Source organism: Paenibacillus sp. J2L1-98 (assembly GCF_056269405.1).
Genome location: NZ_JBWDNW010000013.1, coordinates 67714 through 92299, shown reverse-complemented (window position 1 = coordinate 92299; position 24586 = coordinate 67714). Strand labels below are relative to the sequence as shown.

24 protein-coding genes and 1 pseudogene are annotated in these 24586 nt (G+C 47.2%); 16 read left to right on the top strand and 9 right to left on the bottom strand.

What is annotated here, in order from left to right; all coding sequences use genetic code 11:
* Nucleotides 1–28 precede the first annotated feature (28 nt).
* Entirely contained in the window at nt 29–952 is a 924-nt protein-coding gene (locus AC0YNZ_RS21110) for a ketopantoate reductase family protein (protein ID WP_475828472.1), read from the bottom strand.
* A 246-nt stretch (nt 953–1198) separates the two neighbouring features.
* Here AC0YNZ_RS21110 and AC0YNZ_RS21105 point away from each other — a divergent pair, with 246 nt between their 5' ends.
* The 5 genes from AC0YNZ_RS21105 to AC0YNZ_RS21085 all read left to right on the top strand — a co-directional run bounded on the left by AC0YNZ_RS21105 (nt 1199) and on the right by AC0YNZ_RS21085 (nt 7380).
* A complete protein-coding gene (locus tag AC0YNZ_RS21105) occupies nt 1199–2032 on the top strand; it encodes a dienelactone hydrolase family protein (protein ID WP_475828471.1) in 834 nt (277 codons plus the stop codon).
* Between the two features lie 194 nt (nt 2033–2226).
* Nucleotides 2227–3219: a substrate-binding domain-containing protein gene (locus AC0YNZ_RS21100; RefSeq protein WP_475828470.1), complete on the top strand. Its 993-nt coding sequence runs from the start codon at nt 2227–2229 to the stop codon at nt 3217–3219.
* Entirely contained in the window at nt 3216–4664 is a 1449-nt protein-coding gene (locus tag AC0YNZ_RS21095; RefSeq protein ID WP_475828469.1) for a sensor histidine kinase, read from the top strand. Before AC0YNZ_RS21100 ends, AC0YNZ_RS21095 begins: the two co-directional genes overlap by 4 nt.
* 273 nt (nt 4665–4937) lie before the next feature.
* Nucleotides 4938–6347: a sugar porter family MFS transporter gene (locus tag AC0YNZ_RS21090; RefSeq protein WP_475828522.1), complete on the top strand. Its 1410-nt coding sequence runs from the start codon at nt 4938–4940 to the stop codon at nt 6345–6347.
* Nucleotides 6348–6495: 148 nt separating this feature from the next.
* The gene (locus AC0YNZ_RS21085; protein ID WP_475828468.1) at nt 6496–7380 is read left to right on the top strand and encodes an ROK family protein; all 885 of its coding nucleotides are present in this window, start codon (nt 6496–6498) and stop codon (nt 7378–7380) included.
* A 150-nt stretch (nt 7381–7530) separates the two neighbouring features.
* On the opposite strand, the gene AC0YNZ_RS21080 is transcribed toward AC0YNZ_RS21085, so the two are convergent.
* The 5 genes from AC0YNZ_RS21080 to AC0YNZ_RS21060 are packed head-to-tail and all read right to left on the bottom strand — an operon-like array spanning nt 7531 to nt 10366.
* Nucleotides 7531–7680, bottom strand: a complete 150-nt coding sequence (locus tag AC0YNZ_RS21080; protein WP_475828467.1) for a hypothetical protein — start codon at nt 7678–7680, stop codon at nt 7531–7533.
* Nucleotides 7656–7967 carry a sugar phosphate nucleotidyltransferase gene (locus AC0YNZ_RS21075; RefSeq protein WP_475828466.1) on the bottom strand — a complete coding sequence of 104 codons (312 nt, stop codon included), beginning with the start codon at nt 7965–7967 and terminating at the stop codon, nt 7656–7658. Before AC0YNZ_RS21075 ends, AC0YNZ_RS21080 begins: the two co-directional genes overlap by 25 nt.
* On the bottom strand, nt 7967–8086 hold the full coding sequence (locus AC0YNZ_RS21070; protein ID WP_475828465.1) for a sugar phosphate nucleotidyltransferase: 120 nt from the start codon (nt 8084–8086) through the stop codon (nt 7967–7969). Before AC0YNZ_RS21070 ends, AC0YNZ_RS21075 begins: the two co-directional genes overlap by 1 nt.
* Nucleotides 8079–9185 (bottom strand): glycosyltransferase, encoded by a 1107-nt coding sequence (locus AC0YNZ_RS21065; protein WP_475828464.1) that lies wholly within the window; start codon nt 9183–9185, stop codon nt 8079–8081. The genes AC0YNZ_RS21070 and AC0YNZ_RS21065 overlap by 8 nt, the downstream gene beginning before the upstream one ends.
* Nucleotides 9185–10366, bottom strand: coding sequence for a glycosyltransferase family 4 protein (locus tag AC0YNZ_RS21060; protein ID WP_475828463.1), 1182 nt, complete (start codon nt 10364–10366; stop codon nt 9185–9187). The genes AC0YNZ_RS21065 and AC0YNZ_RS21060 overlap by 1 nt, the downstream gene beginning before the upstream one ends.
* A 202-nt stretch (nt 10367–10568) precedes the next feature.
* Between AC0YNZ_RS21060 and AC0YNZ_RS21055 the strand changes: the two genes are divergently transcribed.
* From AC0YNZ_RS21055 to AC0YNZ_RS21045, 3 genes are all read left to right on the top strand, one after another.
* Nucleotides 10569–10868 carry a helix-turn-helix domain-containing protein gene (locus tag AC0YNZ_RS21055; RefSeq protein ID WP_475828462.1) on the top strand — a complete coding sequence of 100 codons (300 nt, stop codon included), beginning with the start codon at nt 10569–10571 and terminating at the stop codon, nt 10866–10868.
* Nucleotides 10834–11778: a DUF1861 family protein gene (locus AC0YNZ_RS21050; RefSeq protein WP_475828461.1), complete on the top strand. Its 945-nt coding sequence runs from the start codon at nt 10834–10836 to the stop codon at nt 11776–11778. Before AC0YNZ_RS21055 ends, AC0YNZ_RS21050 begins: the two co-directional genes overlap by 35 nt.
* Before the next feature lie 86 nt (nt 11779–11864).
* A complete protein-coding gene (locus AC0YNZ_RS21045; protein ID WP_475828460.1) occupies nt 11865–12434 on the top strand; it encodes a 50S ribosomal protein L25 in 570 nt (189 codons plus the stop codon).
* A 132-nt stretch (nt 12435–12566) separates the two neighbouring features.
* Here the strand turns inward: AC0YNZ_RS21045 and AC0YNZ_RS21040 are convergent, their stop codons facing one another.
* Nucleotides 12567–13658, bottom strand: coding sequence for a substrate-binding domain-containing protein (locus AC0YNZ_RS21040; protein WP_475828459.1), 1092 nt, complete (start codon nt 13656–13658; stop codon nt 12567–12569).
* A gap of 414 nt (nt 13659–14072) precedes the next feature.
* Between AC0YNZ_RS21040 and AC0YNZ_RS21035 the strand changes: the two genes are divergently transcribed.
* Genes AC0YNZ_RS21035 through araA form a run of 3 tightly spaced genes read left to right on the top strand, consistent with a single transcriptional unit; the run spans nt 14073 to nt 17857 of the window.
* On the top strand, nt 14073–15689 hold the full coding sequence (locus tag AC0YNZ_RS21035) for a xylulokinase (protein ID WP_475828458.1): 1617 nt from the start codon (nt 14073–14075) through the stop codon (nt 15687–15689).
* Between the two features lie 2 nt (nt 15690–15691).
* Entirely contained in the window at nt 15692–16387 is a 696-nt protein-coding gene (locus AC0YNZ_RS21030) for an L-ribulose-5-phosphate 4-epimerase (protein WP_475828457.1), read from the top strand.
* Nucleotides 16388–16432: 45 nt separating this feature from the next.
* Nucleotides 16433–17857 carry an L-arabinose isomerase gene (gene araA, locus AC0YNZ_RS21025; RefSeq protein ID WP_475828456.1) on the top strand — a complete coding sequence of 475 codons (1425 nt, stop codon included), beginning with the start codon at nt 16433–16435 and terminating at the stop codon, nt 17855–17857.
* A 311-nt stretch (nt 17858–18168) separates the two neighbouring features.
* On the opposite strand, the gene AC0YNZ_RS21020 is transcribed toward araA, so the two are convergent.
* Nucleotides 18169–18618 carry a YdeI/OmpD-associated family protein gene (locus tag AC0YNZ_RS21020; RefSeq protein WP_475828455.1) on the bottom strand — a complete coding sequence of 150 codons (450 nt, stop codon included), beginning with the start codon at nt 18616–18618 and terminating at the stop codon, nt 18169–18171.
* Nucleotides 18619–18798: 180 nt separating this feature from the next.
* Here AC0YNZ_RS21020 and AC0YNZ_RS21015 point away from each other — a divergent pair.
* Together AC0YNZ_RS21015 and AC0YNZ_RS21010 are read left to right on the top strand one after the other, a co-directional pair.
* Nucleotides 18799–18882: pseudogene (locus AC0YNZ_RS21015) on the top strand (GNAT family N-acetyltransferase); the annotation flags it as partial.
* Between the two features lie 56 nt (nt 18883–18938).
* Entirely contained in the window at nt 18939–19523 is a 585-nt protein-coding gene (locus AC0YNZ_RS21010) for a Crp/Fnr family transcriptional regulator (protein WP_475828454.1), read from the top strand.
* Between the two features lie 8 nt (nt 19524–19531).
* On the opposite strand, the gene AC0YNZ_RS21005 is transcribed toward AC0YNZ_RS21010, so the two are convergent.
* Complete coding sequence (locus AC0YNZ_RS21005) at nt 19532–20254, bottom strand: DUF4386 domain-containing protein (RefSeq protein ID WP_475828453.1); 723 nt, start codon at nt 20252–20254, stop codon at nt 19532–19534.
* Nucleotides 20255–20367: 113 nt separating this feature from the next.
* On the opposite strand from AC0YNZ_RS21005, the gene AC0YNZ_RS21000 reads away from it, so the two are divergent.
* The 3 genes from AC0YNZ_RS21000 to AC0YNZ_RS20990 all read left to right on the top strand — a co-directional run bounded on the left by AC0YNZ_RS21000 (nt 20368) and on the right by AC0YNZ_RS20990 (nt 24396).
* On the top strand, nt 20368–21147 hold the full coding sequence (locus AC0YNZ_RS21000) for an aminoglycoside adenylyltransferase domain-containing protein (protein WP_475828452.1): 780 nt from the start codon (nt 20368–20370) through the stop codon (nt 21145–21147).
* Between the two features lie 125 nt (nt 21148–21272).
* A complete protein-coding gene (locus AC0YNZ_RS20995; protein WP_475828451.1) occupies nt 21273–23342 on the top strand; it encodes a serine hydrolase domain-containing protein in 2070 nt (689 codons plus the stop codon).
* 172 nt (nt 23343–23514) lie between these two features.
* The gene (locus tag AC0YNZ_RS20990) at nt 23515–24396 is read left to right on the top strand and encodes a hypothetical protein (protein ID WP_475828450.1); all 882 of its coding nucleotides are present in this window, start codon (nt 23515–23517) and stop codon (nt 24394–24396) included.
* Nucleotides 24397–24586 lie beyond the last annotated feature (190 nt).

The following is a 24586-nucleotide window of genomic DNA, read 5'->3' as shown; positions in this document are numbered from 1 at the left end:
GGAGCTGACGTCGTTACTTTATCCGATGTCAGCTTATTTCGTTTTCGTTGCTGCCTTCGTACAATAACAAAGCTTTATAGGTTGAGCTTAGAACAGGGGTATCGATTCCTAATGCGCGTCCTTTATGCACCAAATAGCCGCATAGAGATTCGATCTCCATCTTTTTGCCCTGTTCTCTGTGCTGCAGCATCGATGTTTTATGATGTCTTGCCGATTCAGCTATAACAAAAAAACGGTCGATAAGCTCTTGTCTTATATGGATGCCCGAAGCCGTCGCGATCTTCACGGCTTCCGCCAACGTCCGTTCAGCGGTCGTTCTCAGCTCTTCATTATCTAAAATTTCACCGACCGTTACGCTATTTATAGCGGATATGGGATTGAAAACGGCATTAATGATCAGTTTGTTCCACTTTTCTTCCAGGATGCACAGGGATATTTTACAATCAAGTCCGGCTTGTTGAAATAATTGAACGATCGATTCCGCCTGTTCCTCACCGGTTTCTGCTAAGGAACCAATCATAAAGGATTGCAATTGTTGTTGGCGAATGACGCCGGGTGCTTCTATGGAGACGTTAAGATAGGCTGCGCCTGAGAACACCCGCTCTTTCCCGAACAATTCGGTAAGCATTTCTTCGTTATCCACGCCGTTCTGCAAAGTGAGTATAATGGAATCGGCCTTCAGCAAGGGAGGGAGCTTCTCAGCTGTTGCTCTAGTATCGGTGGAACTAACCGTAAACAGAATGAGATCAGCCTGACATAAATCTTTAACGTCATTAGTGAAATGCCCATCTACACGGAAAGAGCCGGATTCGCAATGAATAAGAAGTCCTTGTTCCTTCATCGCATCCAAATGTTTTCCTCTAGCCACAAAAATGACGTCATGCCCGGCTCTCCTTAACATCGCCCCACAGTATCCGCCGACTGCACCCGCACCAATAACACCGATGATCATCTTCCTTCTCCTCCCTGTAGAGGTTTAACCGCCCATATGACAAGATATGAGCCTAAAATCGATTTGACACATTAATTTCGAGAGGAGTTCATTATTTATTAGTAAGTGTAACGGCATAATGCCAAGGCAGCGGATTATTAGCGAGGTGAAATATGTTAAAATGGCATTAGTCCAAATGGTGGGAAATAGGATCGGAAATCGCGAGCTCGAAGGAATCATCATCATATGACGTGAGGAGATTGGGAAATGCCAGTACATACGGAATGGAAAATATTTAACGGCATGAACGGCAGCCGCCGCGCGTATATTGCTTCAATGGAGCCTGTATCGGAACTGCGCCCGACTGTTATCATCATACAAGAGATTTGGGGCGTTGACGCGCATATTCAAGATGTCACCCGGAGGTTTGCCGCTGCCGGTTATGTGGCTATCGCTCCCGACCTGTTTGCCGTTAACGGAGTTCGTCCGGAAGCGCTCAGTGAGGAACGGCTGGCCGAAGCTAAAGCGTTCCTGCATTCCATCCCTCATACAGCCTGGTTTAATCCGGCAGAAAGGGAAAAGGAGATAGTGAAGCAGCCCGCTCACCGCCAGGCTCCGCTAAGATCCACACTTGACGGGTTGTTTGGTCTGCTCAGTCCGGCACAATCCGGTCAATTAGTCGGCATTCTGACGGACACGGCCTCATTTGCACGCCATACATTTGAGAAAACGAAGGGCATGCCCGTTGCATCTGTAGGCTTCTGCATGGGTGGCGCATTGTCGGCTGTATTAGCAACCAAAGATTCGCAGCACGCCGGCTCCGTTGTTTTTTATGGACGCCCGCCTGAGCAAGGCATTTCAGACATTCAGTGTCCGATACTGGGCTTCTACGGGGGAGAAGACCCGAATATTACCAATCTGATACCCGGTTTCGCAGAGGAGATGGAGAAGCAAGGCAAATCTTTTGAAGCTGTGATATACCCGAATGCAAGACACGCCTTCTTCAACGATACGAACCCGACCTATAACGTTACTTATGCCCGTGATGCGTTTGCAAGGACGCTCGCGTTTTTAAACAGCGTTATGAGTGGTGGGCTGTAGGGTAAGTGATTAAGTAAGTCCAACCGTTCCTGCGGTGGCAATAGATGCTTTAATTTTAAATGGTTTGAGCTAATGAGAGGATTGCCGATGATGGCAATCCTCTTATTGTTGTCTGACAACATTGGAGTTCCTTTCTTTTCGTTTGCTTCATTATTCTTATATAATGAGTCTACTACGCAGAAAAGGGGTGCAGCTTGTTGTCCCGAAAATGGAATTATGGAATCGTTATCCTATTTATCTTATTTTCCTATCTGCTCCTGCAGTTTTTGCTTTCTACACTGCATATCCGTGAGCTGGTTAATCCGAAATCCCGCCCTCTGGACGGTAACCCGCCTCCTCGCGTCGTGTTAATCGCCCAGGAGATTGACAATCCTTTCTGGCGAACCATCGAACAGGGAGCCAGGGAGGCGTCCGGGAGGTACAGGATGAATTTCGAATATACCGGGCCTTTCCGAATCAATCCCGCCGAGCAGATCAGGCTGCTCGAGAAAGCCATAGCATCCAAAGCAGACGCGCTTTTGGTGCAGGGAATTAACGATCCGCAGCAGCGGATGCTGATTGACAAAGCCGCACTCCAAGGAATTCCGGTAATTACAGTGGACGCAGATGAACCTGGCAGCCGCCGGCTGTCCTATATTGGTACAGACAACTTGAACGCGGGCAAAACCATGGGCGAGTTAATTGTGAAGGCATCAGGAGCCAAAGGCAGCATCGGTGTGCTGATCGCCAATGAGAAAGCATACAGTCAACAGCTTCGGCTTATCGGCTTTCGTTCGGTCATCAACCGTTACCCGGAGCTGAGCGTCGTCGACGTGCGTTCGTCCAACATTTCTCGTTTGCAGGCGGCACAGCAAGCCGAAGAAATTCTTGTGCAGTACCCGCAGGTCGGCTATATGGTCGGGTTCAGTTCATTGGACGGGATGGGGATCTTGGAAGCTGCAGACCGTGTACGGCCGCAAGGACTGAACATTTTCGCGTTTGACGATTTGGCTGAAACGAAGGAAGCCATCCGGCAGTGCAGGATCGTGTCGACCATCGTACAGCAGCCGTATGAGATGGGTTATGGCGCAATCTCCCTGCTGCATGACTATTTCCAAGGGAAGAAGCCGACGCCGCAGTATTTTACAGAAGCCGACATCCTTACAAGCAGTAAGGCCGGCAGCGGAACGGGGGGAAGCTGCCCATGACGATTCGAACGAAGCTGCTGCTGTTCATTCCCCTGCTCGTGCTGCTTGTGAATTCGGTCATGTACTTCTTATTTGAGAGCGGTAAAACCGTGCAGGAGAGTTATGATCAGATGATGGACCGCATCCTGCTGTACAAGCAATCCGCCCAGACGGCAGAAGATCATCTAAAAACGCTTTACGGTTATTTGCTCAACCCGGTCGACAGTAGTACAGCCGAGCTGGGGAAGGCGCGGAAGCAGCTGCTTGCAACACGCGGAATTCTTATCGCTACACCCGCTTCCTCCCCACTGGCTTCGGCGGTAACGGGGTATGTTCATATGCTGGATACGCTATTAGAGCAGGAGCAAGCCGCGCTTACTGCTGTAAGAATCTCGTCACCGCGCATCGCGCTGGCCCATTACGAAGAAGCCGAGAAAACAACCGGCTTTATCCGGGAGGAAGGGCAGCATCTCGTGGATTTGGAGCTGAGCTTCTACCAGCCTGTTTATAAGCAAATCCAGCAGGAAACCAGTCGGATCAACCGTTTGGGCGCAGCCATATTCGTCGTCAACACACTGCTGAGCGTCGTGATCGCCGTTTGGATCTCCCGCAGTATCACCGGGCCGGTAAGCCGTCTTGTCGCGTTGGCCAGACAGGTTTCCACAGGAAACCTGAAGCTTGAGCCGCCACCGCGCTCGGATGACGAGCTCGGCATGTTGTCTGATGCTTTCAAGAAAATGTCGGATGACCTGATGGTATTGATCGAGAAGGATAAAGAAAGCCTGGAAAAAGACCGGTTTGTCAAGGAATTGGAGCTTCAGGCGCTTCAAAGCCAGATCAATCCCCACTTTCTGTTCAATACGCTCAATGTGCTCTCCAAGCTGGCGCTGCTGGAAGGAGCGGAGAAAAGCAGTGATCTCATCGTGTCGGTGTCTAATCTCTTACGGTACAATTTGCGAAAGCTGGACCGGCCTGTAACACTGCGGGATGAGCTAGAGCACGTCAAAGAATACTTTACGATTCAAAAGGCACGCTTCCGCGACCGCGTCAGCTTCGAGATGGAAGTCGATGATTCCGCACTCCATGTGCTGATACCGTCACTAACGCTTCAGCCTATTGTTGAGAATTCATTCATGCACGGCATTGCAGATATGGAACAAGGCGCACTTATCCGTCTGGAAGTGACCCGTACTTCGGAGAATGTTCGTATCACGCTGTCGGACAACGGAATCGGCATGAGTGAGGAGCTCCGGCAGGCCCTGCTCCGGCTGGAAGCCGGAACGGAGAAGAAGGAATCCACGGGGCTTGGCACAAGAAATGTGTTCAAACGGCTGCATCTGTTCTACGGAAACAACGATCTTGTGGACATTGAGAGCGAGCCTGGCAAAGGAACGAAGATTACGATTCTGATTCCTTTAGGAAAGGAGACCGAAACGAATTACGTACAGTCTGTTGACCGCGGATGACGAAGTTGTATTCTGTTTTATATAAATTTTTGAAAGTCCATGCCTGCAGGCATGGACTTTTTTATGTTCATCAGGACAAAAATATGCTAGTTTCCTCCTCATCATCACCAGAACATAGCACCGGGTTAAATCAATGCAGGAAGAACACGGATAAGTGCAGACAATAGCTGCTTTGTCCGGGTGCTGCGCATGCTATACTTCTATGGAAAGAATTAGGGCGAATACGGAAAGGAGCGGATAACATTGTCAATAGTTATTAATAAAGAGATTGATATGCAGATAGAAAAACAGTCTGAACAACAGTCTGAACAACAGACCGTACAGAAGCTGGAAAAGCCGAATATGATGTTTGTAACGCTTGTTGCGATCGTAGCGGCTTTAGGCGGTGTTTTATTCGGATTCGATACGGCTGTAATATCGGGAGCGCTCGGCTTTTTGGAACAGCGCTTTCAATTGAATGAGGTGCAGCTTGGGTGGGCCGTTTCCAGTATCATTATCGGCTGTATTGCGGGAGCTTCCGTCTCCGGGATCTTGGGTGACATGTTCGGCAGGAAAAAGGTTCTGATAGCGGCGGCTATCATTTTTATGATCGGTACTGTCGGCTCTGCCCTCCCTGATACGTTTTCCTTTTATATTATCGCCCGTATGATCGGCGGCTTTGGGATCGGTATTACCTCAGCCCTATGCCCGCTTTATAACGCGGAAATTGCACCGGCCAAATATCGCGGCCGACTGGTTGCCCTGAACCAGCTTGCCATCGTTACCGGAATTTTTCTTGTATACTTTGTGAATACGTGGATTACCGGCTTCGGAGACGACGCATGGGACGTTTCCACCGCTTGGCGTTGGATGTTTGCCGCAGGTGCCGTCCCCGGCTTGCTGTTCCTGGTGCTGCTGTGTTTCGTACCTGAAAGTCCCCGGTGGCTGATCAAGAAGGGACGGCCAGCGGATGCGCTGAAGATTTTACTTAAAATTCACGGTGAAGATTTGGCCAGACAGGAAGTGCTGGCTATCAAGGAAGTATCCAAGCAGGAAAGCGGAGGGTCGATTCGGCAGTTGTTCATGCCTGGTATGAGAGTTGCCTTGATGGTGGGTATCGTTCTGGCGGCCCTCCAACAGGTTACGGGCATTAATGCCATAATGTATTACGCTCCGGTCATTTTCAAGGAAGCCGGCGCCGGTGCGAATGCTTCGCTGATTCAAACCATCTTGATCGGTTTCGTCAATTTGCTCTTCACGATATTGGCTATGTGGCTCGTCGATAAGGTGGGAAGAAAAGTGCTGCTTCTCATCGGTTCTGCTTCAATGACGATATGCCTGACGGTCATTGGCCTCGCTTTCCATACAGGACATACCTCCGGACCGTTGTTACTTATCTTCATCCTGCTTTATGTGGCATCCTTTGCCGTTTCGCTCGGCGCTGTGCTTTGGGTAGTTCTATCCGAAATCTTCCCGAGCCGAATTCGCGGAAGAGCCGTGGCCATTGGAACTATGACGCATTGGATAGCGGATTACGTGGTTTCCCAGTCATTTCCGCCTCTGCTTCATACCGCTGGTCCGGCGACGACCTTCTGGCTTTTCGCTCTCATGTCCTTGATCACAGTTGGCTTTACCTGGCGTGCGATTCCCGAAACGAAAGGCAAATCGCTGGAGGAAATCGAGACTCTGTGGTCAACAAAATAAAGATGACCCGTTCTCGGATTATCGGACTATATTGAGGCGGCTGCAATCGCCCCCCCTCCCGGTCTGCCTGTATATGGCCGGCCGGGAGATTTTTCTGTTGGTACAGCCAATGTTAAACAAATAACCTATTATAGTGGGGAGACTTCAAATGCGTATCGGTGCGATCGAGGCAGGCGGAACAAAGATTGTTTGCGGAATCGGGAATGAAAATGGAGAGATCGAGGACCGGTTCAGTTTTCCGACTGAACGTCCGGAACGTACACTCGATCATGTCATCGCTTATTTTCAGGACAAGGGAGTCGAGGCCATCGGAATTGGAACATTCGGCCCTATCAACATCGACCCTGCAAGCGAGTTGTATGGTTACGTCACGACAACCCCAAAGCCGGGCTGGTCGGGGTATCCGTTCTTGGGGACGCTCAAGAAAGCGTTTGATGTTCCGTTCGGATGGGATACGGACGTCAATGCAGCGGCTTATGGCGAAGCCGTGTGGGGTGCTGCCAAAGGCTTGGATAGCTGTATTTATTATACAATCGGCACCGGAATCGGCGTAGGCGTCTATGCGGAAGGCAAGCTTGTTCACGGCCTGGTGCATCCTGAAGGCGGTCACATTTTGACTAGACGCCACCCGGAAGACGAGTTTGAAGGGACTTGTCCTTATCATGGAGATTGTCTGGAAGGCATGGCAGCGGGTCCTGCGCTTGAAAAGAGATGGAATATGAAGGGCAGTGAGCTGCCCCTGGAGCATCCGGCATGGGCAATGGAAGCATACTACATCGGTCAGGCTGTTACAGGAGCGATCCTGATGCTCTCGCCGAAAAAAATTATTTTGGGCGGCGGTGTCATGCAGCAGAAGCAGTTATTACCTATGATACGTACCGAGGTGCAAAATAATCTGAAGGGTTATGTCAGTTCGGAAGCCATCACTGCAAATATCGGAGAATACATTGTATCCCCTGGTTTAGGAAATAATGCCGGTTTATGCGGCGCATTGGCACTTGGGTGGGCTGCAGCAAAAAAACGGATCTCATGACATGGAACGAAAGACAGTCTTGAAATTAGAACTGAGCTTAACCCGGTAAGGAAAAGGATGACCCTGCAATTCAGTCTGCTGGAGACAGCACTTAGTTTAGTGTAAAAAAGAATCCTGGTCGAAGGATTCTTTTTTTGTTTGTGGACAACACTAAATATACTCGGTCATTCCATTTTCCTTCAGCAGTTCGACGATTTCTTTGACAGACTGCGCTTTGTCCTTGGGACAGATTAATAGTGCACCCCCGGTGTCCGCAATGATGAAGCCGTCTACGCCTATGGAATAACGGATGTTTTCCAAATGAACATCCCGCTATTCCATAAATAATTACCTGACGACAGATAGCCTTGCGCTTTCTGGAAGCCCGGCTTTTCTACAAATTCAGCTACTTCGTATACGGCAACAGGTTTCGAAGCAATAGGCTCTCTATCAAAGGCGATGTAGCCGTAGCCGGTAGAAGGGAAGGTCGGCTTAATTCCGATGGTTACGATTTTGTCCGTCTCCATCGCGAACGTACAGGCTTCGTCCAGCGTAAGCCGGAATTGTGCTTCATCCGTTATATCATGATCGGAAGGCAATACGACCATTAAAGAATCACCATATCGTTTCCGCTAATATTTAGCAGCTGCTTCGGAATCTCTTGTCTGGAAAGCGGCCAAAAGCGGGTCCCGCCTCCGCCTGCAAGGATAGTCGCGAATTTATTCATGATGCATCACCGATTGGGCAATAGAGAAGGAAATGATGCTTTCCGAGCCTTGATTAAGGTTGAGCCCGGCCCCATGGATACCGTCAAAGCAAGCCCCGGTTTGAGGATCAATTAGAGGGATTTTTAATGAATTATGTCCTAAATACCATTCATAGCATAAGGCTGCATATTTCAGATAAGCAGGGTCTTGGAGCACGGTCGCGGCTTCCTTGCAAGCAAGAAGCATTTCGCATGCTTCAATCGGCTGTTCGTCGTAGGGAGCGGCCGCTCCGTCCCGCAGCAGCCAGCCATGGCTGCCAATCGGCTTATAATATCCTTCTATGGAGAAGGTTTTGGATGCCAGAAAATCCAAGCTTTCCTTGGCCGCTTCCTTCAAATTAACGTTACCTGAAATACGGCATGCTTTTAAGAGTGCCCATGGAAGCATCGAGTTTCCGTAGGTAAGGCTGTCTTCAAACCAATTCCAACCGTTCCCCTTATTGCGGATATATTGATTGTGCAATCTGAAAGACATAGTATCGATGAGATCGAAGATGAATGCTCTGGGCAGGAATGCCATCTCTTCCGCGGTGCTTGGCGTGTGGGGATATGGAAAGGAGTAAGTTAAAGCTTTTGGGGTTTCTATCAGGTAACTTAGGCCGATTATGGCATAGGCCCCGGCACGGGGAGAACTGAGCGTACCGATAAGCGGCAATGCCTGATTAATTAAATAACGGCAGGTATTCAGTAAATTATCCGGCAGGGAGGAGGAGTGGGCGAGCGCGAATCCAAGCGCCCATACCGTGCGTCCTTGACAATCATCAGATCCGCTATCCTCAACGAAAGTACGGTTATAATCCATAAAGTTTCTAAAGTTTCCGGCTGTATTCTGTGCGTGATGAATGAAGGAAAGATAAGTATGAATAAGGTCCAACGTGACGGGATCTTTTTTGCTGCTGTACAATAAAACGGCTGCGATTAATGCCCGTGCGTTATCATCTGTCGTATAGCCCTTCGAGCGGTCGGGAACACCAAACTTGGTATGCTGAAAAATGCCTGTATCATCCGTTATCCTGCGCATATAATCGGACTTAAACTGCAGTATCGTTTGTACTTCCATTAAATCACACTCCTATTAGCTAACTCTGAAACCGCTATGTTCTCTTGAAAGATGGCGGCATAGGTTTTGGCGACTTCGTTCCACAGCATGGTTCTTCCGAGTTCAAGCGTGCGATTTTCCATTTCTTTTACTAGAGCAGGGTTGTCCAGTAATTGGAGGATACATGCTTCCAAAGAGGCGGAATCGCGGAAGTTTGCCAGCAAGCCCCTGCCCTCTGCCAGCATTTCCTCGGCATACCGGTAAGGAGTGGAAACGATGACCCTTCCAATACCGACTCCGTATGCCAAAGTGCCGCTAACGGCCTGATCCTTGCCTAAATAGGGAGTCATATAAATGTCTGACATGACAAGCGATTGAATGACTTCCTCCTGTGTCAACAGCTTGTCGACGAAGAGAACGTTATGCTTTAAATCAAATTGTTCCACAAGATCCATCAGCTTTTGCCTGTATACCTCGCCTGTTTCTTGTTTGACTACCGGATGCGTTTTCCCGAAAATGATATAGAGAGAATCCGGATGCTGTTTGACCACTCCGCACATGGCCTCTATGCTGTATTCAATTCCTTTGCCAGGGCTAAGGAATCCAAAGGTCGATAAAATTTTCCGGTCCGCAAAGCCATACTGTTCTTTAAGCTTTGATCTTGATTCGGTTTTGACATTAGGCACCCCATGGTGAATGAAAGCTACTTTTGCGGCATCGATACCATAAATAGAGCTCAAATCCTTTACGGTAGACTGCGCCATCGTGACGACCTTCACGCTTAATTCCGCAACCCGATTCATGATGTGCCGCTGCTTAGCGGAAGGATTCGTTAACACGGTATGAAAAATAACGATATATGGAATACTCAGCCTTTCGACGAATGGAATCAAAAATTCTCCGCTTTCTCCGCCATAAATACCAAATTCATGCTGGATAACGAGAAGATTAACGTCTGACACGTTAAGATATTCGGCCGTTTCTATATAATCCGACAGCTTGTGCTGTTCTATTTCCCTCATCACTTGCTCTTGATAGAGGTAAGTTTCGTTGTTGTTGACCGCAATGATACAAGGCTTATTGAAGCCTTGAATATGATCGAATTCATCTAATAAATCTTGCGTAAATGTAGCAATGCCGCATTCTCTCGGCAGGCTGGTTCCTAGAAAAACGATATTCCGGTTTCTGATAGTCTTTTTCATATAAACAGCCTCCATCTTAATTTTTTGGACAAAAAAAGAAATAAAGCGATCATTGATCTTTATTTCTTCAGGAGAAGCGGTATTTTATTTTCTGAAAATTGAAAAATATTTCCTCTTCCACACTATAACATGACCATTTTTTCTTGTCAATTTTATTGACTCACTCCCTTTTTCCGGATATATTAATCTAGGAGGTGTGTGTGTGTCAGTCATACGCAGTAAATTAAAAGAGGTTATGGAAAATCACGATCCAAAATTATCTATACGTAAGCTTGCAAAAGATGTAAATTATCACTTTGATTCCGTCCGTCGTATGTATAAGGATGAAATGGTACAGTATCCAAGGGATTTGCTGCTAAAGCTTTGTCTATATTTTAATGTCCAGCCGGGGCAACTCATTGGGATCGAAGAGGATGAAGATCGCGATTACACGATGGATGAATCGTTTGACCACCAGGAGGATGGCAATGACAAGGGAAATGATAAAGACGCAAACCTGTAAACAGCTCCTGGATGCCTTTTATGCAAAGCCCCGCCTGACGAAAGTGGAGAAGCTGTCATTCTCCGGGGTTGGAAATCGGGATGTATATAATATAACTGCCCCGTTTCAGTATGACGGGGAGGAAGTGATCTTAGGAAGAGTTGAGGAACGGGACAGCGAGTTCTCTCAAGTCTTCTTTTTTACATGTGGCAATCAGGTTTGGAGTCCCCGCATACATACACATACCTATAATTTGCAGGACCCATGCAAAACCGTCATCAAGGGTGAATTAATCATTGGCGGAGTTGAAGTCATTACCGCGGAAGATGATCCGGGCAAGATCGTGTCATGGGTTACTCAATTTTATCGCGGTTTCCGCATTGATTCGTTATGCCACTTTTCATCCGGACCCGGAACGATGAAGGATATCCGTCTCATTGAGCTTGCGGATGGCAGGATAGGCATATTTACAAGGCCGCAAGGAACAAGAGGCGGAAGAGGGCAAATCGGATTTACAATAATCGATTCGCTGGAGGAGCTCAATGAGCAAACCTTCATCGATGCAGAAATGTTTCAAGATCAATTCGTCCCCGAAGAATGGGGAGGCGCGAACGAAGCGCATTTATTGAAGAATGGTCATGTAGGCGTTCTGGGACATATAGCCTGCTTCGATGAATTAGGGTACAAGCATTATTATTCGATGGTCTTCTCGATAAACCCCGCAACCTGCGAGAAAACGCCTATAAAGATTATTGCCGTAAGAAGCGATTTTCCAAGAGGTCCAGGTAAACGTCCAGAGCTGGAGGATGTTATTTTTAGCGGCGGGCTTATAAGGTCAGGCAATGGCCGGGCCGTGCTTTCCGTTGGCGTTAGCGATGCCGAGGCTTATCAGATTGAAATCCCTGATCCATTTATGGATTATGAATCATGAGAAATGGTTCATTTGACTAGATTCTATGGTCATGTTATAATCCTTTTGACAAGAATTTATGGTCAAAAGAGAGCGGGAACAAACAAATGAGTAAATTTATTCAATTAAACAAGCGCACTGGCGAAACAAAGTCTCACTTGAATCAAGCAAGAAAACAGGGACGGATCCCGGCTGTATTGTATGGAATTGGTAAAGATACGATGTCATTAGAAGTTAATGAAAAGGAAATGCTGGACATTTTGAAGAAAAATCCGCGGGCTATTCTGCAGGGCAAGACATCCGATGAAGTCGTGATGCCGGTCATTGTTCAGAACATCCAAAGGGAAACCATGTCGGGCAAATTGCTGCACATCGACTTTCACCATGTGAACATGACGGAAAGCATGGATAGCAAAGTAACCATCCATTTTTCAGGAGAGGCTATCGGTGTGAAATCCGGCGGGGTACTGCAGGTGGAAATGTATGAAATAGAAGTCCGCTGCATGCCGGGAGATTTGCCGTCTTCAATGGAAGTAGATATAAGCGGCCTTGCTGCCGGCGCCCAACTTCTAGTTTCCGACCTGATCTTCAAGGATGGAATTGAAGTGTTGACTGATCCGGCCACGGTCATGATCCAGATCAAAACGGTGCATGCGGAAGTCGAAGAAACAGCATAATAGATTTCGTCTAAATAGAGCAAAAGCAGCCCGTTCCTCGTCACAGAGGGCGGGCTGCTTTTTTGTTTCCTTTTAGCGGCGTCCCGACTTTCTTCGGAACGGATGAACTATTTTTGCCAACACAGACCATGACTATTCCACTTCGATCGCTTTTACTGTTTCGCCCTCAATTAATACGGGCTGGTAGTAGGTGTTGGTGGGCAAGTCTTTTTTGCCTTGTAAATTCTTAATGACCCAGTCAGCTGCGTCGCGTCCCATTTGTTCTTGGGGGTGCGTCAGCGTCGTTAGTTTGATATTCGCGTTTTTGGCGATATATGAGTTGTCCTGTCCAATGATGGATAGCCCGTCCGGAATGGAAATTCCCAGTTTTCTGCAGACATGTACGACTTCCAAGCCTACCTCGTCGTTGTAACACACAAGCGCAGTCAATTCATCCCGATTGTCGTTCAGATACACTTCCAAGTTAGCGGACAGGTCCGGCTTTGTCGATGTATCGAAAGATAGCACATGCTCTTGCTGGAACCGTAATTTGGCTTCCCCAAGAGCCTTGATAAATCCCTTCATTCTATACTTCCCTTGCAAATCATCCATTTTCGCGATGATGCCGATCTGGGTATGTCCTTTGGTAATCAGCTCCCGGGTTGCGAGATAGCTGGACTGCACGTCATCCAGACAGAAGAAAGGAACTTCCAACTCTTCATAATAGGCATTGATCATCGCGAACGGAACCTCCTGCTCCTTAAAAGACAGGTAGTAAGCGATATTGGGGTTGTATACACTGCTTCTGGTAGGTTCTATAATCAGTCCATCCACACCGTAGGATAACATCATTTCCAACGCCTTTTTTTCCTGGGAGATATCATTATTTGTACTGGCTAACAGCAAGGAATAGTTATCTTCATTTAATCGGCTTTCAATGCCGCGGATAATGGAGGGGAAGATGTAGTCCGAGATATAGGTTGTGATGACGCCGATCGTTTTATTCATGGTTTTTGCACCCGTTCTGGACCGATATTGGCTGCTGACGTACGTGCCGGATCCCCTCTCGCTTCGCAGGAAACCCTCGTTCGATAACTCTAGAATGGCCTTTCGAACCGTCTGCCGGCTAACGTTGTAGCTTTCCTGCAAAACGTTCTCCGAAGGGATTTTCTCGCCTGCTTTGTACGTTCCAGAGAGGATATAACTTTTGATATCTTCAATAATGAGCTGGTACTTTGGCTTCATGCAATCCACTTCTTTCATCGTTGTTCGAAAAAAGTTGTACGTACACATTTTAGCATGAATTGCATGAAATGCAAATGCAATAACATCATTTTGCGATTCCAATGGTACAAGTTCCGTGCTTGTCCTCAGGAAAACTCCATGATCAGACGAATAAGGATGGTACAGCAACTTATGTTAGTATAACTATTAGACTATATTGACAAATGTACGTACAGAAAATATACTAAGGCTGTCAGTAAGAGAAAGCGCCTTCTTTCGATTGAAATCTTCCGGTTGTCTCATCGAGTGACCGATTCGATCGGAAGCAGCTAGTATAGGAATCGTAATCGGTTGGGTTAAGTCACGAAGTTAGATCGCGATATGAGCGATTTAATTTTTGTGCAAACCACGAACAGAGAGGGGACATACGTGATCATGAATCATCTGGACTTGAAGGAAGCGATAACCAATGGAGAAACTTCGCTGGGTATCGAATTTGGTTCTACGCGGATCAAAGCCGTGCTGATCGATCGTCGTTTCGAGACTATCGCATCGGGAAGCTTTGAGTGGGAAAATCTGTTGAAAGACGGATATTGGACGTACAACCAGGAGGATATTATAAGAGGCCTCCAAACCGCGTATCGTGAACTGAAGCAGGAAGTGGAACGGCATTACGGAGTCACCCTCCGGTCCGTCGGTTCGATAGGGTTTTCCGCTATGATGCACGGTTATATGGCGTTCGACAGCACGGGCGACCTGCTGGTGCCGTTTCGGACTTGGCGCAACGCAACAACCGGCGCGGCGGCTAGGGAATTAACGGACTTGTTCCAATTCAATATCCCCGAGCGCTGGAGTATCGCCCATTTGTACCAAGCAATATTGAACCAAGAGGAGCATGTGCCTCGCATTGATTTCGTAACGACGCTGGCCGGATATATCCACTGGCTGTTGACCGGCAATAAAGTGATCGGCATCGGGGATGCTTCCGGCATCTTCCCTATTGATGAATCAACTCATAATTACCATCCATCGATGGTCAAGAAATTCGATGAATTAATCGCGGCCAAAGGCTTTACGTGGAAGCTTGAGGATCTTCTTCCCAAGGTATATCTCTCAGGCGAGCAAGCCGGCGAGCTAACGGCGGCGGGAGCCGCCATTCTGGACCCGGCCGGAGATCTGCAGTCCGGCATTCCGCTCTGTCCTCCGGAAGGCGATGCCGGCACAGGCATGGTTGCGACAAATAGCGTCAAGAAGCGTACGGGAAATATATCCGTGGGCACATCCGTTTTTGCAATGATTGTATTGGAGAAAGAATTGTCCAAGGTTTATCCGGAGATCGATATGGTCACTACGCCGGACGGCAGTCCGGTCGGCATGGTGCATGCCAATAACTGCTCCAGCGATCTTAACGCATGGATGGGACTGTTCCGTGAATTCTCCGAAGCGATGGGATTGGGTGCGGATTCCGGTAAATTGTTCAGCGTGCTGCTGGGCAAGTCTCTTGAAGCAGACCCGGATGGCGGCGGCTTGCTTAGCTACGGCTATCTTTCGGGCGAGAATATAACGGGAATAGATAAAGGCCGGCCGTTGTTCGTTCGCTCGCCTGAAAGCAACTTTAATTTGGCTAACTTCATGCGAACGCATCTATTCACGGCTTTCGGAGCGTTGAAGCTTGGCATGGACATTTTGACCGAAAACGAACAGGTGGCCATCGATAGCATCTTGGCTCACGGCGGCCTATTTAAGACTCCTGTCGTTGGACAAAAAGTATTAGCCGCTGCGCTGAACGTGCCGATTTCGGTCATGTCCACGGCCGGCGAAGGCGGGGCATGGGGCATGGCGCTTCTGGCTTCTTACATGACGGGCAAGGATCAAGAAGAGAGCCTGGAGGACTTCCTCGAGCAGAAGGTGTTCAAAGATGCCGAAGGACAGGAGATTGCTCCGGATGCTGCGGATGTCGAAGGGTTCCAAGTATTCATCAAACGATACCAAGCAGGGCTTGCCATCGAACAAGCCGCTGTAGACCATCTGCTAGAGAACGGGAGGGACTAACGTTGTTAGAACAACTGAAAGAAGAGGTATATCAAGCGAATCTGGATTTGCCGAAGCACGGCCTCGTGAAATTCACTTGGGGCAATGCGAGCGCCGTCGATCGGGAAAGCGGCTTGTTCGTGATCAAACCGAGCGGAATCAGCTATGAGAAGATGAAACCAAGCGACATGGTAGTTGTGGACCTTGACGGTAAGGTGGTCGAGGGAGACCTGAGACCTTCCTCCGATACCGCGACTCACGCTGTCTTGTACAAACACTATCCGCAAATCGGCGGCATCGTGCATACCCACTCGACCTGGGCAACCATCTGGGCGCAAGCGGGACTGGATGTACCCGTCATGGGAACGACGCATGCGGACACCTTCTATGGCGCCGTGCCTTGCGCACGGTTCTTGAACCAAGAGGAGGTTGACCGGGGATACGAAGCGGAGACGGGTCACGTTATTATCGAAACATTCGAGAAGCGCGGATTGGATGTCATGGCGATCCCGGCCGTCCTGCTCCAGGGACATGCGCCTTTCACTTGGGGGAAAGACGTGAAGTCGGCGGTCGTGAACAGCGTCGTGCTGGAGGAAGTGTGCAAAATGAATCTGTACGCGCGGCAATTGAACAATTTCGCCAAAGAACTTCCGCAAGGCATTCTGGACAAGCACTATCTCCGGAAGCACGGGAAAGACGCTTACTACGGGCAGAAGTGATAGCCTTACCCATTATTATTAAATACAGAAAAGAGGATGATCAAGATGTCAGTAACAGCAGCTAAACAGTTTTGGTTCGTCGTAGGTTCGCAGAATTTGTACGGGGAAGAAGCGCTCGCTGAAGTGAAAGCCCACGCGCAGACGATGACCGATGCCTTGAATAATAGCGGTCTGCTCCCTTATCCGCTTGTCTTGCAGGATCTGGCTGTCAGCGCGGATAAAATTACAAGTATCATGAAAGAGGTCAACTATCGCGATGAAGTGGCGGGTGTCATCACATGGATGCATACGTTCTCGCCTGCGAAAATGTGGATTCGCGGTACGAAGTTGCTGCAGAAGCCTCTGCTTCACTTGGCAACCCAGTTCAATGAAAGCATTCCTTGGGCAACGATCGACATGGACTTCATGAACCTGAACCAGGCCGCTCACGGCGACCGCGAATACGGCTTCATCAATGCCCGTCTGAAGAAACAAAATAAAATCGTCGTAGGCTACTGGGAACGTCCGGAAGTGCAGCAGCAAATTGCGGATTGGATGGACGTAGCGGTTGCTTATAACGAAAGCTTCAACATCAAAGTGGCCCGTTTCGGCGACAACATGCGCAACGTTGGCGTAACGGAAGGCGATAAAGTCGAGGCCCAAATTCAGTTCGGATGGACCGTGGACTACTACGGCATCGGCGACCTCGTGCAATACGTGAATGCCGTTACGGAGCATGAAATCGATGATCTGATGGGCCAATATGCGGAGCTCTACGAATTCGATTACGGCACGAACAGCAAAGAATCATGGGAAGCCAGCGTAAGAGTCCAAGCAAGCTATGAAATCGCCCTCAAACGTTTCTTCGACGAGAAAGGTTATAATGCCTTCACGACGAACTTCGAAGATTTGCATGGAATGAAACAGCTTCCTGGTCTTGCCGTCCAACGTCTGATGGCGCAGGGCTACGGCTTTGCCGGCGAGGGCGACTGGAAGACGGCCGCGCTCGATCGCTTGCTGAAAGTGATGAGCCGTAATCAAAACACGGGCTTTATGGAGGATTACACCTACGAGATGGCGGCCGGTCAGGAAGCCATCCTGCAATCCCATATGCTCGAGGTAGATCCGTCCTTGGCAAGCAACAAGCCGAAAATTATTGTTTCCCCGCTCGGAATCGGCGATAAAGAAGATCCGGCGCGTCTGGTATTCGACGGCAAAGCCGGCGAAGGCGTCGTCGTATCCATGGCTGACTTCGGCACTCATTATAAATTGCTGATCAACGAGGTTTCCGCATTCGAGCCGACGGTTCCGGCTCCTAACCTTCCTGTCGCTCGCGTCCTGTGGACGGTGAAGCCGAACTTCCAGGATGGAGTGAAAGCCTGGATCGAGAATGGCGGCGGCCACCATACCGTCGTTTCCTTAAACCTGACGACAGACCAAATCGTAGCCTACGCCAAGCTGGTTAACTTGGAATACGTCATTATTAAGTAAACCATACTTGAGGGGATAAGCAGGCGGACCTTAAGACAATCGCGGGGTTCAGCACCTGATGGCGGATTCCGGGCTGGACAGGTGACGTGGCCGCTTCCTTGAGCAAAATGCAAAAACCGTTTCTTTCGTAAAGGGGTGATCGCACGCCTATTTACGAAGAAACGGTTTCTTTGTTTTTCAGAATAACCTTATGAGTGAGATCATCAGATATGTCGTTAGCGCAAATGGTTTGCGCTTCCATAAAGGAGAGGTCGATCGATTTTGTTCTAATTCGCTTTATAGATGTTACGGAGAACCGTACCATAAGTACTCTATTGAAGTTTGCCTTCGCTCAGCAGGTTAACGGATTTCTCAATGCGTCGTTGCCGGGTTTCGGCGCTTTTTGCGCCTTCGATATTCAATACAAACCGGCGTTTGTTGCTGTAAGACAGGCTGTCAAAAAACTGACGAGCCTCCGCATGAGTATCCAATGCTTCAGTGAAGTCATCCGGTACGCTTAATTCGCGCGGCGCCAGATCCAGCTCGATGTCGATCTCAATTTCATCCCCTGCCTGAATACCTGCCCCTTCGCGATGCTCCTGACTAACCGGCAGCATGTACCTTCCGCCCATGGACGCTACCGTGCTGCGATAGGAATAAGCTCCGATAGTCACTTTGACGGGCGGCTTTTTGCCAGCTCCGAGAGATTCGACAATTTCTTCCGGTACTTGAATGCCGGTCGCTGTTTTCTTGCTCAATTCAAGTGTGGCTGTAAACTTCATAGGGATCCTCCTTGGTTTTAAATTTCTGCGGTTTCGAAACGATCACGCAGTGCATAATCGCATTAATGCTTTAGCGTAACTATAAAAGAAGGGCATAAATCGGTCAATTGCAAAATGAAAAACGAATTTTCCAAATATTGCATCCAGCGAATCGAACATGGGATTTATCAATTATAATAGGAACAAGGTGAATTGCTTGGATGTGGAGCACTTAAAGAGCTTGATGATACACATGGAGAGATAAAATCAATGCGGACTCCAAGTATCCAAGGAACGCGGTAAGGAACAATAGATAGCCAAAAAGTTGAGGGGAAAACAAAATGGAAAAAATATTACTGAAGTATATGACTAGATTTACAACCCTTAACGAAGAAGAACAACAGGCCATCGCTGAAGAGATACTTGTTGAGGAATATAAAAAAGGAACAATGCTCCTTAGCCAAGGAGATGTTCCGACTAAATGTTACTTCGTATTGAAGGGATGTGTTAGGCAGTATTCTATAGATGAAACAGGTAAAGAAGTCACATCCAATTTCTACACAGAAGAACAAGCCATTGCGAATTTTAATCATCATAAACAAGATAAGTCATCCGCGTACTCTTTAACTTGTCTAGAAGACTGTATATTGGTTGTTGGTGACCTTGATTCCGAAAAGGACATGTATAACAAATACTCACAATTGGAAGCCATGACACGCATGATGATTGAGCAAAATTTTGGCGAAGTACAAGATGAATTGGCTTCCTTTATCGCATCTTCACCAGAAGAACGCTACAAAGCACTAGTACGGAAACGGCCTCATTTAGTCGACCGAGTACCCCAGCATCAATTGGCGAGTTATCTCGGTATTACCCCAGAGTCATTAAGCAGAATCAAGAAACGGATCAATAAAGATACATTTTAGAAAGCTGTTCATACACCTTTAGAGACTTTTCCTCCTCTTAAAAGCAGCCATATCCCAAAGCCCAATTCTCCTGCAATCATTGGCACACTAAATACAATATTAAGTATGGAAATGACCCCGTCATATTGTGGAAGAAACGCTTTACATAGATGAATAACAATATAGCCTATTGAAGCAAGCAGCAATAAGATACCAATGACTTTGGGTATGCTGTCTGATTTGAAAGCCAAATAGCCCACAATCATTAGATGCCCGCCAAAAATGATCAAACCAATAGACCAAATCGATTCAAATGCTTCAAAAAACAGCATCGTAAGCGCTTGAAGCTGATCGATTTTAAATGATGATAAATAGTCGATACTTTTCGACGAGAGTAGCAGCACAAATATCAAATTCAGGATAGCCATTCCCAATATAGCCGCATAGGTAAGACGGAGCCAGGCACCGAGCAACGAAAGGCTTCGATTAATCGGCTCCAGGAAGATATAGAAAGCCCAGGCGACCATAATATCAAGAATTAGGATGATGAGCCACCCCAAGATTTCAGCTTTGAAAAGCATATTGGATGACATTATGTTGTTAAATGTAGTACTGGCATTGCCTTGCACTACGAGACTTCCATGGACAAAGCCATAGGAAAAAAATGCGGCGAGTGCCATGATGATAAGTGATGTGCCGGCAGTCAGAGCAGATTTCCGCTGATACGATCGTTCTTTTATTGAGTTAGCCATAAAATAGCCCCCTATATTGCATTGTTGAATTTCATTTTAATAGGAAGATGATGACGGGTCATTGACTTAAATCAAGAGTGCGTATGAATCCAAAAATAAAGTGAGGGAACCTAATGAAACCAACCTCGTATCCGAGTGTAAATAGATTGCTCCAGTCGCTGTTCACAGAAATACAAGAAGAGCTCGGAGATAAGCTTATCGGACTTTATTTATATGGTTCTTTGGCATGGGGAGATTTCGATTATGAAATCAGTGATATTGATTTACTGGCGGCGGTCTCCTCGGAAATTAATGAAGACGAACTCCAAACCCTACAAAAAATGCATGCCGATTTTGCAGAGCGCAATAAGGAATGGGATAACAGGATTGAAGTGCAGTATTATTCGACTGACGCATTAAAGACATTTAAAATAAAACCTGGCCAAATGGCAGTTATTAGCCCCGGTGAGCCGCTTCATATTGTAGAGGCGAGTATACAGTGGTTACCGAATTGGTATTTTGTACAAGATTACGGTGTTACTCTATTTGGACCTGCTCCCAATACTTTCATCGAACCCATTTCGAAAGAAGAGTTCATAGAGGCTATAGAAAAACAAGCATTGGAGTGGAGAGAATATGTTAAAAACACCATTCATTCCAGACCCTATCAAGGATATGCCATTCTAACGATGTGCAGGGCATTATATACACTAAAATATGGCGAACAAGTTTCTAAAATAAAGGCGGCACAGTGGTTCAAGAAAGAGTTTCCCGAATATGCTTGGTTAATAGACAACGCTTTAAAATGGCGTGAAGATTACCGGAACGAAAATAGTAAACATGAAGAAACTTATTCGGAGACCGCCCAATTTGTCCACTTTGTAGTAGATAGAATATTGAGCCGTCAGTATTGAACACTTCACTTAGAACATGAAAGGACTTCCTAGTCAAAGGAGGTTCTTTTTATTTTTTACCAAAAATGAATACTTTTGGAATTACTATACGTATACAAAATAGACTAAACCCTAAGGAGGTTCTAATGAAAAAAAGAAGATCTTGGATGATGGCAGTGGTACTTGTGCTAACGTTACTTGTTCCAACGGGAGCGATGGCTGCAGGCCAGAGCAATGGGCTTACCTACGATGCTACGCGGAAGGCCGCGGCGGAGAAAGCCCTGCTGCTCACAGAAACTTACGGTACGACAAGCGTTCAATATGCACTTATCGATCATGGCAGCATTGTCGTATCCGGTCAATCCGGTCGAAACGATGAGAAAGGAAAAAAGCCGCTGACGGCGGAAACGATGTACGGCATCGGGTCGACGAGCAAGATGTTCGTTACCGCGGCCGTGATGAAACTGGTAGATGAGGGGAAAGTCGATCTGGATTCGCCTGTCGTCAAGTACATCCCCTACTTTAAGATGAAAGACGAACGATACAAGCAGATTACGCCGCGCATGCTGCTCAACCATTCCTCGGGTATTAACGGATCGACGTTAACCAATTCTTTTTTGTTTGAAGACAACGATACTTATGCCCACGATAGATTGATAGAACAATTGGCCCAGCAAAATTTGAAAGCTGATCCGGGCGCTTATTCGGTTTATTGCAACGACGGGTTTACGTTAGCCGAGATTATGGTAGAGGAAGTCAGCGGCATGGACTATACCTCTTATATCCATCAACATTTTACGAATCCTTTGAAAATGTCCGATACGAAGACACCGCTGGATAAGCTGGGCGCATCCAAAATGGCGGGACTCTACTATCCTACCTATGAGGGACAATTACCAAACGAGTCGGTCAACGTCATTGGAACGGGCGGCGTATATTCCACAGCGGAGGATTTGGTCCGATTCTCGCAAATCTTCACAGGACAAGCTGAAGGAATACTCTCAGACAAATCGGTAAAAGCGATGGGACAAGAAGAATATAAGAGAGGCTTTTGGCCCGATGAGGCAGACACGTCTGTCGGCTACGGACTCGGCTGGGACAGCGTCAACCTGTTCCCTTTCGATGAATACGGCATTAAGGCGCTTGCGAAAGGCGGAGACACGATTCTTTATCACGCAGCATTCGTTGTGCTTCCTGAGCATGACATGGCTGTTGCCGTTCTCTCTTCCGGCGGCTCCAGTACGACAAATCAACTGTTGGCGAATGAAATGCTGCTTCATGCGTTGAAAGAGAAAGGAACTATTGCCGAATTCAAGTCTGAGAAGTCGTACGGAACACCCGTAAAGGCGGATATGCCGGAGACATTGCTGAAGCATGCGGGGATATACGGAATGACGAATCAATTGATCAAGGTAGATATCAGCAAAGTCGGCGAAATGTCAGTTTCTATGGTGAAATTGCCGGACATTCCGGCTGAGAAATATATGTATACGGCGGATGGTTCTTTCATTAGTGCGGATGGGAATACGAAGGTCAGCTTCGTGACGGAAGAGAATGGACGTACCTACTTGTGGTCCAGACTTTATGTCTCGCTTCCTGGGCTTGGCCAGATGGCCTTGTCGCATTATTCCGGTGAGAAGCTCGCGGCCCATGACATATCCGAAGAAACGGCTGCCGCCTGGAAGGAACGTGACGGTAAGAAATATTACCTGATCAATGAAAAATATACATCGGTAGCGTACTTGATCATGTCCACTATCAATCTGGATTTGGTTAAGGAGATGCCAGGTTATGTTCTGGACAAAAAAATAACAGGCCCGAACACAGCGGTCAGCGATTTACAAATCCCGGTTGTAGCCGGCAGAGACATTACGGGATATAACTTTTATATGGAGGATGGAATCGAGTACCTCGAAGCCGCGGGCAGCCTATTTGTGCGCGAAGATGCAGTGAAGGCGATCTATCCCGGCCATAAGTCGTCGACAACCATCCCGGCGAACGGTTATGCCAAGTGGTACACGATTCCGGATAAGGCCGCAGGCAAGACCATGCAGGTGAAGCTGCCAGCAAACGGCTCGTTTGTCGTATACGACGAGAAAGGCATGTGTGTGAACTTCACCGTGATCAGCGGCGATCATAAGGTTGTGCTGCCTGAGAAAGGTACCATTGTTTTCGCTGGTGATGCGGGGTCTAAGTATGAGATTTCTATAAAATAATAGTAGGAAACATGGAAGCTTTGCGAGAGCATAGCTTCTTTTTTTCTGGCCCGATGTCTAGTTGTTATTCGACCCTTATATAATTTGTTTACGATCTAAAAAGGAAAGGACAATTATGTGTAGAAATTCGAGGAATATAATAGATTCACTCAAATCTAAGGAGGAACAATTCATGCATATTTTCAATAAACAACAACTTTTGAATTTGTATTCTGCTGATCAAGAAGCGAGGATCGTTCATTTCGAAAATTTGCTTTATCAGGCGGATCTCCAACAACAAGAAGATAGTGGTGTGAAAGCAGTACATTCGATGAAGAGATCACTGCAGGTCAATAAAGACGAGCCGAGCTTAACCTTGGTAACGACCGCAGCGTTGGCTTTATGTGGACCGCAGGCTTTGGCTGGGCTGCTGATGAAGGTATTTCCTGATGCGGATTGGCCTGCGGACAATATCAATATTGTGCTGGAGAAGGCGGTATCACCGACAGTGGAAATTATGCAGTCCATTGAAAGGGAAGTCATGAGACATCCGGTGAAATATGTGAGGGAAGCCGCGCAAAGAAAACGTAACTGGGAAGTCCCCACTGTTTTTGACGCTATTATTACCTTTCCCAATCAGGCAAATGTATTCGTAGAAGCGAAATTCACATCAGACATTTCAATAGATACAACTCATTGCACTTCTCGAAATCAGATTGCCCGTTGTAGTGATGTCGGATTAGCATCAGTTCCGGATGATATCAATCAGTTTTTCTTTCTTATGTTAACACCAGCCAGATATCAGGAAGACTCAGGAAGTCGCTATTATTATTTCAAAATGAAACAGTATCGTGAGGATCCCCAATCTTTGGCGCGGGACATTCCACGATTGGAGAAGTATTTTGATAACGTCGATTATCTGAATGAAATCAGTCAACGAATTGCATTCCTGAGCTTTGATGATTGCGCGAATGTGATTTTGTCTAATGCCAGATGGAACGATCGCAAAAGGGAATGGCTTGCAAAATTTTATGAGGACAGGATGTTGTATTTTGATCCGGATAAGCTTTCTTAATGAACCTGGAATTTAGTTATATCTATTATTCAAATAAGAGATTAAGCCGTTTGTTGTCACGATCAAAAGTGAAGAACGGCTTTTTATTTTTTATAGAATCCAACTGCATAGTGCCCTACCACTATTTCCCTTGAAATAGGTCGTTTAAGCAGGACTCATTACCCAATTTGTCGAATTGTACCAAAACGAA

Bases quoted from the DNA above. Each gene is read 5' to 3' on its own strand.
- AC0YNZ_RS21010 (WP_475828454.1), top strand. From the start codon at position 18,939: ATGGAAAAAATATTACTGAAGTATATGACTAGATTTACAACCCTTAAC.
- AC0YNZ_RS21050 (WP_475828461.1), top strand. From the start codon at position 10,834: ATGACAAGGGAAATGATAAAGACGCAAACCTGTAAACAGCTCCTGGAT.
- AC0YNZ_RS21095 (WP_475828469.1), top strand. From the start codon at position 3,216: ATGACGATTCGAACGAAGCTGCTGCTGTTCATTCCCCTGCTCGTGCTG.
- AC0YNZ_RS21110 (WP_475828472.1), bottom strand. From the start codon at position 952: ATGATCATCGGTGTTATTGGTGCGGGTGCAGTCGGCGGATACTGTGGG.
- AC0YNZ_RS21005 (WP_475828453.1), bottom strand. From the start codon at position 20,254: ATGGCTAACTCAATAAAAGAACGATCGTATCAGCGGAAATCTGCTCTG.
- AC0YNZ_RS20990 (WP_475828450.1), top strand. From the start codon at position 23,515: ATGCATATTTTCAATAAACAACAACTTTTGAATTTGTATTCTGCTGAT.
- AC0YNZ_RS21045 (WP_475828460.1), top strand. From the start codon at position 11,865: ATGAGTAAATTTATTCAATTAAACAAGCGCACTGGCGAAACAAAGTCT.
- AC0YNZ_RS21085 (WP_475828468.1), top strand. From the start codon at position 6,496: ATGCGTATCGGTGCGATCGAGGCAGGCGGAACAAAGATTGTTTGCGGA.
- AC0YNZ_RS21075 (WP_475828466.1), bottom strand. From the start codon at position 7,967: ATGGTCGTATTGCCTTCCGATCATGATATAACGGATGAAGCACAATTC.
- araA (WP_475828456.1), top strand. From the start codon at position 16,433: ATGTCAGTAACAGCAGCTAAACAGTTTTGGTTCGTCGTAGGTTCGCAG.
- AC0YNZ_RS21105 (WP_475828471.1), top strand. From the start codon at position 1,199: ATGCCAGTACATACGGAATGGAAAATATTTAACGGCATGAACGGCAGC.
- AC0YNZ_RS21070 (WP_475828465.1), bottom strand. From the start codon at position 8,086: ATGAATAAATTCGCGACTATCCTTGCAGGCGGAGGCGGGACCCGCTTT.
- AC0YNZ_RS21090 (WP_475828522.1), top strand. From the start codon at position 4,938: ATGCAGATAGAAAAACAGTCTGAACAACAGTCTGAACAACAGACCGTA.
- AC0YNZ_RS21040 (WP_475828459.1), bottom strand. From the start codon at position 13,658: ATGAAGCCAAAGTACCAGCTCATTATTGAAGATATCAAAAGTTATATC.
- AC0YNZ_RS20995 (WP_475828451.1), top strand. From the start codon at position 21,273: ATGAAAAAAAGAAGATCTTGGATGATGGCAGTGGTACTTGTGCTAACG.
- AC0YNZ_RS21060 (WP_475828463.1), bottom strand. From the start codon at position 10,366: ATGAAAAAGACTATCAGAAACCGGAATATCGTTTTTCTAGGAACCAGC.
- AC0YNZ_RS21020 (WP_475828455.1), bottom strand. From the start codon at position 18,618: ATGAAGTTTACAGCCACACTTGAATTGAGCAAGAAAACAGCGACCGGC.
- AC0YNZ_RS21000 (WP_475828452.1), top strand. From the start codon at position 20,368: ATGAAACCAACCTCGTATCCGAGTGTAAATAGATTGCTCCAGTCGCTG.
- AC0YNZ_RS21035 (WP_475828458.1), top strand. From the start codon at position 14,073: ATGAATCATCTGGACTTGAAGGAAGCGATAACCAATGGAGAAACTTCG.
- AC0YNZ_RS21065 (WP_475828464.1), bottom strand. From the start codon at position 9,185: ATGGAAGTACAAACGATACTGCAGTTTAAGTCCGATTATATGCGCAGG.